Here is a 13,480-nt window from a genome sequence, read left to right on the forward strand (position 1 = left end):
TTTTTTACTATTTTGAACGTTGCCGAAACTACATTCTTTCTAACAGCTCCCTAATGAACTTAATTATACCCTTAATAACCCTCGGGGTTATCAAAACATATAAATAGTGATGAAGAAATAAGGAATAAGATCCGACACAGAATCTTAAATGCCATTAATTAAGAAACTTCCTAATGATTAACAACCAATTTGCCCCAATAATCACATTGATTTGATCAACATGGTGAACGAGATATATCAATTTCAATAGAAATAAAAAATCAAAATAATAGTCTAGGACTTTCGGAATAGCTTAATATATTTATCATTTATTATAAATGCATGGATTACTCCAGGTATCCAGCCTAAACAGGTGAGTAATAAATTAACTAAAAAAAATTTCTTAGCTCCATATTTAATATACACTGCAACCGGTGGCAAAATTAGATTTAAGATTACTATACTTAGTTTCATTGGTCATTTTTAATTATTAAATCTATTATATCTTCTTTGTTCTTTTTCTCTAAAAGGGTAATTCCCCTCTGTCGACAAACCACAATTAACTCTTTATAAGTGTAATCATGATAAACATTTCTTTGTACTTGTTCCTTGTTCTCTGAAACCTCAGAAGCTTTCTCTTCACTCATACCATTTCTTTTTAAAATAGCATATTGCTCATCATCCTGGATTCCTTTATTTTTCTTTTTCATTTCTCAATTGGATTAAAAAAGGCCATTCAGTACCCTAATACTGAATGGCCTGCCCCACCAGGCAGTTGTGAATTATTCAGCCTTCTTATTGATTTGGTTGGTCGCTAGAGTGTTCAATTTTTCATCGGCTACATACTCTTCCCGGAGGGTTTTATTTAATTTTTCAGCTATACCTGTATAACCTAATTCCTGCGCAAATTTTACTAACGTTTCATAGCCAGCAATTTCGTAATGTTCAATACGCTGTGCATCAGCTATAATTCCCGCATCTCGAACAAATTCATTTTCCACTTCTTCTTTTAAAAAATCGTTAGCTTCCGTTATAAGTCCTTTCATAGCATTGCACACTTCTCCAGTTGGTGAAATTCCCATATCTTCGCAAACATCCTTTTACCGCAGTTGGTGCTCTTTTGTCTCCTCTAAATGCATTTTAAATGCCTTTTTCAAATTAGGCGTATTTGACTGCTCGACCATATCCGGTAATGCTGCGATTAGTTGAGTTTCGGCACTGTATAAGTCTTTTAGCTGATGGACAAATAAATCTTTTAAATTTTTCATGGCTTATCTAATTTGGTTTTTAAAATAGTTTTTCAAAAGATTAGCACTTTATAAAATAGAATCTAACTCAAAGTTAACCATCAGATTACAGGGGTTAACAAAACAAAAAGAAATAACAAAGTATTAAGCCTTATTAAGAAATCATTTATTTCCTAGTTTATGTCGTAGGCATTTGTAAGCAAGATTATGCAATAGCTATCTGGAATCATTTTATAAGACTTGTATCATCGTAAAATAAAAGTTGACAAATAATTGAGAAGTAATTTCTAACATTTTATTAAGAAAAGTTCAATGTTCCTCAGTTATTTTAATGTAACCATAGACCTAAAATTTGTCAGGAATTGGAGCATTCTGATATTGATATTCCTTGACATTAATGCCGATCAAATTCAAATTCATCCCAGGCTTTGCATTTCTTAGGATTTACTTCGAAATCACGCAGCAATCCACGAATAAAAACCGGAGATATATCAAGATGACGCATAAAATTTTTTAGTCGCTCCTCAATATGCGATGTTACCATACTTCTCAATAACCTGCACTTCTCTTTTCTGGTATATTTTCGATCCTGATGATCTAAAATTTCCATACATAGTAAAAGATCTGAGAATTGCGACTTGGGTTGCTATTGTAAATTTTGAATCTGCCCGGGGATCACTTCCCTCCCCATAAAAAAATAATCATACTTCACGCCATAATGATCGTCCTCAATTCGACCATTTTGCGGTATGTCCTCCAATTCTATATAAAATTTCATTAAATAGTATTTTATCCAAATTAATGGAATTTTTCCTAATTAAAAAAATTAGAGTGGAATTACTACATTAGAATGGACATAAAGTTGAATGAATATTATTGCAAGTTGCTAACTTAGCAATTATAAAATGTAAAGCCACCATTACACTTTAGAGTTTAAGTAAAAAGCAGTAGAAGGAAGTTATGCTAAAGGCAGTGTAGCATGAATTAGAACGTGATACCATAAAAAAGATTTGGCATCCCAGACTGCCGGCTGGCAGACTTTCCATGAACGACAAGAAAAATACAGATTTATAAAAGAGAACCGTATAAAATTTGCTATTGAGAAGATGTGCACTATGTTAGCAATAAGTACAAATTGATATTATCACTGGCTAAAATCTGGCCCCCTCCCCCTGGAAAGAAAATCTAAAGTTTCCTTAATTAAAGATATATTTCAAGATAGTCTCCAGAGCTATGGATCTCCGAGAAAAGATGAATTGAAAGCTATAGGCTATACCATATCTAGCCCATATAATGAAGGCAAATCATTTATACGTAAACAGGAAGCAAAAGTTTAAGGCAACCACTAATAGTAACCAGAACTATCCCACAGTATTCTATGACTAAACCAAATTATATTTCACATTTTCAATGTTAATTTGCTGCATATTTTATTAAATCTACATAAGGAGATTTCCTATTAATAACAGCAAAGATCCTAGCTAATATTTTGTTTCTGATAATGTTTATTGTTGACATTTTATTTTTTCCCAAATCGATTCTTTTGTGATAATACAATTTCATTTCTTCATTGTATTGGATAGAAGACTTAGCGCATAAGTCCAATAAACTTTTTAGTTTTTTATTGGCTAAATGGCTTACTTTGGTCCTTCCCCTAATACTTGAACCAGAAGTATTGGGGAAAGGAGCTATTCCGCAATAAGAGGCGAATTTCCTCCAACTGTCAAATTTTTTAAAGCCCTCTGTAACTACAATCATATAGAGCGCAGTTTGTTTTCCTACTCCTTTTATTGAAATTATTAGCTCGTACTGGTTTTTAAGGTTCTCATCTTCAGCAACAATGGTTTCTATTTCCTTTTCAATGATATCTATTTCTTTTGTCAAATATTTGATAAGGTCTTTTTGAACTTTTAATAGTAATTTATTTTCAGTTCTTGAAAGTATTTCTGATTGCTCCTTTAAGCTCATTTTATAGCCGGCTCTTTGTTTTACCATGCGCTCCCGTAGTGAGAATAATCGCTTTAATTTAACGGTATTCTCAGAACTTTGGACATGAGGTTTTAATCGATCACGTTTTTCATAAGCGTAGAGAGCTATTCTTTTAGCATCTGCTTTGTCATTTTTTCCTCTGGTCATTCCCATGGATTGTTTAATTTCCAATCCAGGTAAAATCACATAATTAAAGTTTTCTTCAAACAAAAATAGAGATAATCTATAACCGTAGATTCCTGTATGCTCCATTGCAAACAGCAAGTTTTCTGTAGGAATATCATTATTCTTTTCCAACCACTTAAGCATTTGTTTGAACCCTATCTTATTGTTTTCAAATTGCTGGTAAAGATCTCTTTTGTGAAGGTGTGTATCGATCACTTTTTTACTAATATCGATACCTACAGTTTCTAAAATTTCCATACTTTTAATTATTAAATTAATGGTTACTTTGACTAAAACCTTTAGTAACTTATTACTAATTAGTATTCTATTTGGTCCTTTGTAACCGGTTATAAAAGAGCGGGGACTAATACTGTGAATAGAGATGTAGCTCTAGAACCAAACCAAGTTCACCCCGTTCTTTTTTAATAAAAATATGAACAATTTAATTAGTTATGAGTCTCCCCCAGACCCCCTCTTTTCAACAACATAATTATTGAATAATTGTATATTGTTTATAGGTTCAAATCTAAAGGTACCAAACTATTTGAATCAACGCTTCAGTATGGGCAGAGCAAGTATGGGTAAGCGATATTGCCAATGTTCAGACGAATCAGGTTTGAGTTACCTAACATGGGGCATTGATCTATTTAATAGAAAAATTATAGATGGGCTTTAAGTGATATCCTAAATACCGAGTACTGCTATAAAAGCTTGGCAGATGGCTATTAAAAATGCCACACTCCACCAACCTTGGATATTCCATTCAGACTAAGGTGGAAAGGTGAATGATCCCGATACGGCTAAATATTATGAACGCTTTTTTGAGATCATCAAAACCCCGACCAAAAGCGTCAGTAAAAGTAGTGGTTTTAGTTACGAAAGCCGGATTACCAAAGGCGAAAAAGAAGTATCCAAACGAAGGGCTGATGCGTTTTTTCGATTGAAACAAGGGGAATTTGTGGCCTTTGCTGATGGGAAGGATAAAAAGGTACGGTTTAAACTTCAACATATTCAAAGGGAAATTCCTATTTCTAAGGCGAACATCACCCAAGAAGATTTACTGTTCCATCAGCAGCAAATTTATAGAGACCTGGAGAAGATTATCAGGTGAAGTAATTTTTTAAGGCCCCATTGAAATAGAAACGAATAGTAAACATTTTATTGCTGTAAGGAAATGTTGTGGTGATTATCTATTGTTCAAAATTGATCACAAATTCAAATTTCGTTCTTTCATTAATTTTTCTAATTCATCATTCTTCTTTGATTTCTTCAAAAGTTGATAAATTAAAAATAGTGGAACAAGTGTTACTAATCCCCAAGTGTTCTGTACGACAGAATAAATGATTATTCCTATAAGGATACCTATAAAAGTAGCATTAATTAGGGCTTGGTTTATTGCTTTTTGCTTCTTTTAGTAATTCCTCATTAGTGAATTCCGATAACTTTTTCTCACTCATAATGATTATTTAGCTAGTTTTTATACATAAAAGTTTCTACCAAAAATTGAAAAAATCCAGTACGTTTAGCTTTACCTCAAAACTAATCAAAAAAACAATAATTTCATTTCGGCTCTACTTCAAAACACGATAAAAATTCTTATTTACTAAAATCAGTATATCAAATTCAAATAAATCGAATATCCTATCTCAATAAGTGGAATGGATTATAATAGCTGCTAAAATTTTCTGACTATATATAAATCTAAAGTAGAATTTTAACCTAACAATTACGAATAACAATCAATTGAAAGATTTCTTACTTCTTATTTTGGGAAAAAAATATTATTTTACGATAAAAACTATGAAAACTCCACCTGTTCCTTCCAACGATGACGAGCGATCTGAAGAATCTTCCAAGTATACCAAATATACTATAGAAGATGAAGATTTAAATTTTTTAGGTGCAATGGTAGCCGAGATTTGTAACACTGATAGCGCCCTCATATCCCTCATTGATAAAGAAAAGCAGTATATTCAATCTACCTTTGGAATGGAACTGGAGGTTCGGGAATTCCCCAGGGAGTTTACCTTTTGTGCCCATACTATTAATAAATTAGATAGTCCTACTATCGTACCCGATGCCAGAAAAGATGAACGATTTAAAGATAACCCATTTGTCACAGGGGAAAATCCGGTGATATTTTATTCTGGGTATCCATTAATTGATAAGAATGGTTATGCTTTAGGAACTGTCTGTGCTATAGACGGAGAGCCGAAAGACTTAAGTGAAGATCAGAAAAATAAATTGGTTTTACTCTCTAAACAGGTAATGAATATACTGGAACTTAGAAAACAATCGGAAGTTCTTACCCAAACAAATAAAGAACTTTCTAAGTTGAACAAAAGATTTCAATATATTACTAAAAGTACGAATACCGGGACTTTTGAATATAATTTAAATGATTATTCCCTTGAATTTAATGAGGCTTGGTGGACGATTACCGGCTATTCCAGTAAGCAAAACCTATCCTTAAAAAAATGGGAAGAGTTGGTTCATCCGGAAGACCTTCCTGGCTTAAAGGAGAAAATTAAAAAACATTCTAATGCTGAAGATCGTTTTAATTATCATTTCCGTCTATTACATAGAAATGAAAATTATATCTGGATAAGTATTAAAGCCCAATTTAATTTTGGTTTAGCTAAGGAAGAACCCACCCACGTCTATGGCACATTTAGAGACATTACAGAACAGAAAACCAAAGAGTCCGAAATTCTTTATAGACAAAAACTTTTGCAATCATTATATGAGCTCTCCCCTATAGGTATTGCCCTTAATGATTTTGAGACAGGGGCATTTTTAGAAGTAAATCAAAAACTGGTAGATCCTACCGGTTACACCAGAGAAGAATTCCTACAACTGAATTATTGGGAGCTCACCCCTAAAGCGTATGAACCGCAAGAAGCACAACAGATAGAATCGATGAACGAAAAAGGTTCATATGGCCCTTATGAAAAAGAATACATCAAAAAGAATGGGGAAAAATACCCAGTTGTGCTAAGAGGTATTTTGGTAGAAGATATCGACGGGCAAAAAAAGATATGGAGTTTTATTGAAGATATCTCTGAACACAAAAAAGATGAACTTGAAAAGGCACAGCACTTAGAAAAGATTCAAAATTTATTACATATAAAAAACGATCAAAACGAGCGGTTAGAAAACTTTGCCCATATTGTTTCCCATAATTTACGTTCCCATTCTAGTGCTATTAATACGCTAATTCATTTTATACAAGAAGAAAATACTACGTTAAATGAAACGGAAACATTTAAGTATTTAATTCAGGCATCGTCCAATCTTGAGACCACCATTGCAGATTTAAATGAAATTGTGGAAGTAAATCTATCTAATGCTAAAGATTTTAAACCAATTGATATTTATCCATTGATTAAAAAGAATGTGGAAAGTGTATTTCCCTTGGCCAAAGAAAACAAGGTAGCGATCTTTATAGATATTGAACCAGAAACCTATATGATAGGGGTACGCTCATACCTAGAGAGTATTTTCCTTAATTTTATCACCAATAGTATTAAATACAATGCTGTAGACCGGGACAGCTATCTCAAGATTTCTGCGCAATCGGAAGGAAATTTTACCACGGTAATTTTTGAAGATAATGGTCTGGGAATAGATATGGACACCTATGGCAAAAAACTGTTTAAAATGTATCAAACTTTTCACAACCATAAAGATGCCCGTGGCATCGGACTGTTTATTACCAAAAACCAGATAGAAACAATGAAGGGAACTATCGAAGTAAGCAGTAAAGTCAATATAGGTACCACTTTTACAATTAAAATCCCTAATAAAAAATAATCAGTATAAACCTAAAAAGAAGCGTTTTTAAATGACTATGTAATTATAGAATAAGACAAAGCTACATTTAAGCAAAAATAAGTTATAAGCCGAAGACGTATTAATTTGTGGATTTACATTTTAACATCATTCTATCCTATTTAACTTCCAGTCCCTCAGTTGTGAAAGCGAAAGATTTATTCCCGATACCACCAATCATTACTGCCTGAAATATTGGGCTTAAATTTTTATTCCCATACCATTCCAAAATGAAATTGGCACCAGCTCCCCCAGATGTGTCATTTTCTTCAATAATGTAATCGATTGTTTCTAATGGAGTTAAATAAATACTTTCCTCCAGATAACTTTTTACTAAATCACCATTTGTATTAAAATAGTCAACTCTTTTTATATATAAAGAATCTTTCTCACTTGTATTCCTAATACTTAAAGTTGCTGTTAATTGGGTTCTTTCGTTTCTTGATTTTTGATAAATATCTGAATATATAGGTACATAGATTTTATGTAAAGCCTTTTCGTTTTCGTTACTTATCTCATTCGAACCTACATTTCTTCTACTAATGGTATCATTGGTCAATTGATTTGGATTTCTATCTACACACGAACCGAGAATACACAATATCATCATTGTTTTGAAAAAGCTTTTAATTCTATACATATTTGAAAAATTAGATTATTAAATTTACAATTACTTTTACCAGCATAACAATGGATTTTAAAAATTATAAATTTTAGTGTCTAAAATAAGCGGAAATATTTTAATCGTTGATGACGAACCAGAGCTACGTAAATTATTAGCAAGGATACTTGAACTTGAGGGCTATGAGGTTTTTACAGCAGATGATGCTGCCAATGCGCTCAAAAAAATACCTTCAATTCAAATCAATGTGGTTATTACCGATATACAGATGCCGGGTATGAACGGTATCGATTTAATTGAAAAAATTAAAAAAATTTCCCCCATCACTGAAGTAATCTGCCTTACAGCATATGGAAAAATAACCGATGGGGTACAGGCCATTAAAAATGGTGCTTATGATTATTTGGAAAAAGATAATTACCGTACTAAAATCATCCCATTAGTAGCTAAAGCTGCGGAAAAATCAAAATTGCAATTTGAAGTACTATCCCTTCGAAAAAAAATTCAGGGAAAAGAGAATTTTAATACCATTATAGGCCGTTCAAAAGCTATTCAAAATGCTATCGCCATTGCTCAAAAAGTTGCCCCCACAGATGCTACGGTATTATTATCCGGACCGACCGGAACCGGGAAAGAAATTTTTGCCAACGCTATTCACAATGAAAGTAAAAGAGCTACAGAAAATTTAGTCACTATAAATTGCGCAGCGCTAAGCAAAGAAATATTAGAAAGTGAACTTTTTGGCCATAAGCTGGGAGCCTTTACCGGTGCCATAAAGGATAAACAGGGTTTGTTTGAAGCTGCACATAAAGGCACTATTTTTCTAGATGAAATTGGTGAACTGGAACTGGGCTTACAGGCAAAAATATTGCGTGTATTGGAAAATGGAACTTTTATAAAGCTTGGCGATACCAAGCAGCAAAAAGTAGATGTGCGGATACTTTCAGCCACAAATAGAAACCTCCAGGAAGCCGTTAAAAATGGAACTTTTAGGGAAGATCTATATTTTAGACTCTCGATGTTTGAAATTCGTCTTCCTTCTCTAAATGAACGCCAAGAAGATATCCTGCCCTTAGCAAATCATTTTTTACTGTCCACAAAAATAAGATTAAATAAAAACATCAATGGAATAACAGCTGCCTATGAGAAAGCATTGGAAAAACATTACTGGAGTGGCAATATCCGAGAGCTCAAAAACCTCATTGAACGTTCCGTTATTTTGGAAGATTCAGAACTCCTAACTGCTGATACCCTTCCCTTTAATTTTCAAGATCAACTCCCATTAAACGAAAAAAAACCTGTTACTTTAAAAGAAGTTGAGAAAAATCATATTCAAAAAATTTTGGAACATACCGGTGGTAACAAAACACAAACCGCAAAAATCCTGGAAATTGGGCTCACTACTCTCTACGCAAAAATTAAAGAATTTCAGTTAAGTTAAACCCTACCCCTTCCATTTTGGAAATAAACCCTTCGGAATCCGAAGGGTTTATAATTTCCCTGCAATTTCCATTTACATTAAATTAAATTTTAATAAACTCCAAATCAATACTTTAAAAAAGTATTTACCCTATAAATATTGTATTGGCATTTCGTTTGGCATAAGCCCATTAGAAATTTAAAATATACGATGATGTCAATTTTATTATCCCTTGGGATGCTGCTATTGGGCTTGGCAGTTTTTGGTTTGCTCTACCGATCCATTAGATGGTTCGACAAACTTTAAGCCTTATGATCTTTTTATTAATAATTGCCGTGGTGGTATTTGCCTATTTGGTGTACGCCATTGCCAAACCCGAAAAATTTTAAGCAATGAATACGGAACTAATGGGAATTATCCTTATTTTTTTATTAAGCGCGCTGCTTGCGTGGCCATTAGGAAAATATATGGTAAAAGTCTTTAAGGGCGAAAAAGTCTGGACTGATTTTTTAAGCCCTTTCGAAAGATTCATTTTTAAAATGGCAGGAGTAAACCCAGATAAGGAAATGGATTGGAAACAGAATTTAAAAGCCCTTTTAGGGATCAATATGCTGTTTTTTGTAGTCGCAATCATTTTATTAATGATACAAGGATCTCATCCTTTTTGGAACCCAAACGGGTTTGGAAATTGGGATCCTACCCTTGCCTTTAATACGGCAGTGAGTTTTACGACCAACACCAACCTGCAACATTATAGCGGTGAAAGCGGGGCTAGCTACTTCACACAACTTATCGTGTTTTGTTGGTTGCAATTTGTAAGTGCCGCTACCGGTATTGCTGCCTGTGCCCTATTATTTAAAGGACTGTTGAACAAACAATCCAGTAACCTGGGGAATTTTTATAACCTGTTTTTAAAAACCTGTACCCGTATATTGCTTCCACTAGCAATTGTACTGTCGTTGGCCTTAAGCTTTAACGGCACCGTAAGCAATTTTGAAGGCTTACAGCAAGTGACCACCTTAGAGGGGGATACGCAACTGGTAGCCGGTGGTCCCGCAGCTCCGATGGTTTCCATTAAACAGTTAGGAACTAACGGCGGTGGTTTCTTTGGTCCAAACTCCACACATCCGTTTGAAAATCCCAACTATTCTACCAATATTCTAGAAAATATAGCCATTTTATTAATCCCGATGGCCCTGGTTTTCGCCTTTGGTTTTTACCTTAAACGCAAAAAAATCGCTGGACTGTTTTTTGGCGTAATGAGTTTATTGTTTGTCAGTTTTGTGGCTATTTCGGTTTATCAGGAAATGCACGGCAATCCCGCTATTCATCAAATGGGCATTGCCAATGCGCAAGCTAATTTAGAAGGTAAAGAAGTTCGTTTTGGACCGGCTGCCTCCTCCCTATGGGGCGTTTCGACCACGGCAACGTCCAATGGTTCTGTCAATTCAATGCACGATAGTCATACCGCGATATCCGGTGGAATTTTCTTGCTCGATATGTTTATCAACGCCGTATATGGAGGTGTAGGCGTTGGCTTTATCAATTTCTTTGTGTTTGTGATTATTGCAGTGTTTATAGCTGGGCAAATGATTGGCCGTACGCCCGATTTCCTCGGAAAGAAAATTGAAGCTAAAGAGATTAAAATTGCAGCGATTGTAGCCATTCTTCATCCGTTATTGATTTTAGCGGGAACAGGGTTAACTAGTTATCTAATCGTACAGAATTCCGATTTGGCCTGGCTCAATAATCCCTCGTTTCACGGATTTTCAGAAATGTTATACGAAAATACTTCGGCAGCGGCAAACAACGGCTCCGGCTTCGAAGGCTTGGGAGATAATACTTCCCTCTGGAATATTTTAACGGGGATTATTATGCTTTTGGGAAGATTTTTACCCATTCTCGGACCATTGGCCATCGTAGGCGCCTTAGCGGTTAAAAAACCGGTTCCCATTACCGCAGGCTCCCTTAAAGCCGAAAGTCCGGCTTTTGGAGCGGTATTGATTTCAGTTATTTTAATCATCGCCGCGCTGGCCTTCTTTCCCGCCCTTGCCCTTGGGCCTTTAGCCGAATATTTCACCTTATAATTTAAAAACAATGAGTACAAATAATCAAAAATTATTTTCGGGGGCTTTGGTCGGCGATGCTTTAAAAGAGTCGTTTACCAAACTCAACCCGAAAGCAATGATCAAAAACCCGGTGATGTTTTCGGTAGAAATCGGTACCGTTATTATGCTGGGCGTAACCATTCTTTCTGCCTTTATGCAAAACGATTCGCTGGGTACAACTGGATATAACCTAATTATCACCTTTATTTTATTGCTGACCGTCATCTTTGCCAATTTTGCCGAGGCCATCGCCGAAGCACGTGGGAAAGCACAGGCCGATAGCTTGCGTAAAACAAGAAAAGACACCAAAGCCAAGAAGTTGCAAGAGGTAAAAAATGCAACACGCGATGCAAAATACACCGAGGTTTCTTCTTCAGAATTAAAAAAAGGGGATTTGTACCTTTGTGAACCGGGCGATATTATCCCCGCAGATGGTGAGATTGTAGAAGGTTTGGCATCTATAGATGAAGCAGCCATTACCGGGGAAAGTGCGCCGGTTATTCGTGAAGCCGGCACCGATCGTGATAGTGTTATCGGCGGTACCAAAGTCCTATCAGATAGAATTATTGTAAAAGTTACGGCCGATCCCGGAAGTAGTTTTCTTGATAAAATGATTAGTTTGGTAGAAGGGGCTAATCGACAAAAAACACCCAATGAAATCGCTCTGACCATTTTACTGTCAAGCTTTACTTTAATCTTTTTAATCGTCACCGTTACGCTACAACCTTTTGCCGATTATGCGAACACACCGATTAGTATCGCGGCATTGATTTCACTCTTTGTATGTTTAATTCCCACCACCATAGGCGGGTTGTTATCGGCCATTGGGATTGCGGGGATGGATCGAGCCCTACGTGCCAACATCATCGCAAAATCTGGTAAAGCGGTAGAAACAGCCGGGGATATAGATACTTTACTATTAGATAAAACCGGAACCATAACAATCGGAAACCGTGAGGCGACCGAATTAATTCCGCTAAACAAAGAGGAAGAAAGGGAATTTATGCAACTTTGTTTGATCAGTTCCCTCTCTGACAATACGCCGGAAGGAAAAAGTATTGTGGTACTGGCGCAAAAGAAAATGGGAGCCAACGTAAAAACCGGAAAAGAACACCCTATGCTGAAAGGAGCTGAATTTATTGGCTTTTCTGCAGAAAGCAGAATGAGCGGAGTCAATCTTTCTAATGGAAGTGAAATAAGAAAAGGAGCTTGGGATGCCATTAAAAAGTGGGGGAAAAAATCTTCCGATAGTGATAAAAACTTTCTAGAGGAAAAAGTAAATAAAATTGCCAATAACGGAGGAACACCATTGGCCTTAGCGGTAGATCATAAAATTTTGGGAGTGATTCAATTAGAAGATATCATTAAACCAGGCATTAGCGAGCGTTTTTCACGCTTGCGAAAAATGGGCGTAAAAACAGTAATGGTTACCGGGGATAATCCGCTTACCGCAAAATTTATTGCTAAACAGGCCGGTGTGGACGATTTCATTGCTGAAGCCAAACCGGAAGATAAAATGCAATACATTAAAAACGAACAGGCACAGGGAAAACTGGTAGCGATGATGGGAGATGGAACAAATGATGCACCCGGATTGGCTCAGGCCGATGTAGGTGTAGCGATGAATAGCGGGACACAAGCGGCCAAAGAAGCAGCCAATATGGTTGACCTGGATAACGACCCTACCAAGCTGATTGAAGTGGTGGAAATCGGGAAACAATTATTGATTACCCGTGGAAATGTGACCACTTTTTCCATCGCTAATGATGTTGCCAAATACTTTGCAATTGTTCCTGCATTATTTGTAATCGCTATCCCGGGAATGGAAGCATTAAACATTATGAAACTTGGGTCACCGCAAAGCGCGATTTTAAGTGCGGTTATTTTTAATGCTATCATTATCCCGTTCCTGATTCCGTTAGCTTTACGCGGTGTAAAATATCGTCCTGTCGGTGCTTCTACTTTATTAACCCGAAACTTGTTGATGTACGGGCTGGGCGGAATAATTGTTCCTTTTTTGGGAATTAAGATTATTGATCTTATCGTCAATTTATTTATGTAGTAGGTTATCTCTGGGGAATTGAAGTGAATCCTTAATCAATTATTGGTCATATCGCAA

The 13,480-nt window shown here is 35.6% G+C and carries 11 protein-coding genes and 3 pseudogenes; 8 read left to right on the forward strand and 6 right to left on the reverse strand.

Annotated features, from left to right (window positions below):
- Positions 1-273 precede the first annotated feature (273 nt).
- The 4 genes and pseudogenes from PBT91_RS09870 to PBT91_RS09885 all read right to left on the reverse strand — a co-directional run bounded on the left by PBT91_RS09870 (position 274) and on the right by PBT91_RS09885 (position 1,836).
- A complete protein-coding gene (locus PBT91_RS09870; protein ID WP_270058311.1) occupies positions 274-453 on the reverse strand; it encodes a YqaE/Pmp3 family membrane protein in 180 nt (59 codons plus the stop codon).
- Positions 450-689, reverse strand: coding sequence for a hypothetical protein (locus tag PBT91_RS09875; protein WP_270058312.1), 240 nt, complete (start codon positions 687-689; stop codon positions 450-452). Before PBT91_RS09875 ends, PBT91_RS09870 begins: the two co-directional genes overlap by 4 nt.
- 72 nt (positions 690-761) lie before the next feature.
- Positions 762-1,247 (reverse strand): annotated as a pseudogene (locus PBT91_RS09880) (YciE/YciF ferroxidase family protein).
- A gap of 373 nt (positions 1,248-1,620) precedes the next feature.
- Positions 1,621-1,836 (reverse strand): hypothetical protein, encoded by a 216-nt coding sequence (locus PBT91_RS09885; RefSeq protein ID WP_270058313.1) that lies wholly within the window; start codon positions 1,834-1,836, stop codon positions 1,621-1,623.
- 421 nt (positions 1,837-2,257) lie between these two features.
- Here PBT91_RS09885 and PBT91_RS09890 point away from each other — a divergent pair.
- Positions 2,258-2,594 (forward strand): annotated as a pseudogene (locus PBT91_RS09890) (IS3-like element ISLbl1 family transposase); the annotation flags it as partial.
- Positions 2,595-2,639: 45 nt separating this feature from the next.
- Here the strand turns inward: PBT91_RS09890 and PBT91_RS09895 are convergent.
- Positions 2,640-3,638, reverse strand: coding sequence for an IS110 family transposase (locus PBT91_RS09895; RefSeq protein ID WP_270058314.1), 999 nt, complete (start codon positions 3,636-3,638; stop codon positions 2,640-2,642).
- Positions 3,639-3,946: 308 nt separating this feature from the next.
- Here PBT91_RS09895 and PBT91_RS09900 point away from each other — a divergent pair.
- The 3 genes and pseudogenes from PBT91_RS09900 to PBT91_RS09910 form a co-directional block, all read left to right on the forward strand.
- Positions 3,947-4,149: pseudogene (locus PBT91_RS09900) on the forward strand (DDE-type integrase/transposase/recombinase); the annotation flags it as partial.
- A gap of 12 nt (positions 4,150-4,161) precedes the next feature.
- Positions 4,162-4,491, forward strand: coding sequence for a hypothetical protein (locus tag PBT91_RS09905; RefSeq protein WP_443089622.1), 330 nt, complete (start codon positions 4,162-4,164; stop codon positions 4,489-4,491).
- Between the two features lie 689 nt (positions 4,492-5,180).
- Complete coding sequence (locus tag PBT91_RS09910; RefSeq protein ID WP_270058315.1) at positions 5,181-7,193, forward strand: sensor histidine kinase; 2,013 nt, start codon at positions 5,181-5,183, stop codon at positions 7,191-7,193.
- Positions 7,194-7,329: 136 nt separating this feature from the next.
- On the opposite strand, the gene PBT91_RS09915 is transcribed toward PBT91_RS09910, so the two are convergent.
- A complete protein-coding gene (locus tag PBT91_RS09915) occupies positions 7,330-7,821 on the reverse strand; it encodes a DUF3124 domain-containing protein (RefSeq protein WP_270058316.1) in 492 nt (163 codons plus the stop codon).
- 106 nt (positions 7,822-7,927) lie between these two features.
- On the opposite strand from PBT91_RS09915, the gene PBT91_RS09920 reads away from it, so the two are divergent.
- The 4 genes from PBT91_RS09920 (at position 7,928) to kdpB (ending at position 13,423) form a co-directional block, all read left to right on the forward strand.
- Positions 7,928-9,274, forward strand: a complete 1,347-nt coding sequence (locus tag PBT91_RS09920; RefSeq protein WP_333474173.1) for a sigma-54-dependent transcriptional regulator — start codon at positions 7,928-7,930, stop codon at positions 9,272-9,274.
- 290 nt (positions 9,275-9,564) lie between these two features.
- On the forward strand, positions 9,565-9,642 hold the full coding sequence (gene kdpF, locus PBT91_RS17650; RefSeq protein WP_443089647.1) for a K(+)-transporting ATPase subunit F: 78 nt from the start codon (positions 9,565-9,567) through the stop codon (positions 9,640-9,642).
- Between the two features lie 3 nt (positions 9,643-9,645).
- Positions 9,646-11,340 (forward strand): potassium-transporting ATPase subunit KdpA, encoded by a 1,695-nt coding sequence (gene kdpA, locus PBT91_RS09925; protein WP_270058317.1) that lies wholly within the window; start codon positions 9,646-9,648, stop codon positions 11,338-11,340.
- 10 nt (positions 11,341-11,350) lie between these two features.
- Positions 11,351-13,423 (forward strand): potassium-transporting ATPase subunit KdpB, encoded by a 2,073-nt coding sequence (kdpB, locus tag PBT91_RS09930; RefSeq protein WP_270058318.1) that lies wholly within the window; start codon positions 11,351-11,353, stop codon positions 13,421-13,423.
- Positions 13,424-13,480: the final 57 nt, after the last annotated feature.

The sequence above is a fragment of the Zunongwangia sp. HGR-M22 genome, from assembly GCF_027594425.1.
In the GTDB taxonomy this organism is placed as follows: Bacteria; Bacteroidota; Bacteroidia; order Flavobacteriales; family Flavobacteriaceae; genus Zunongwangia.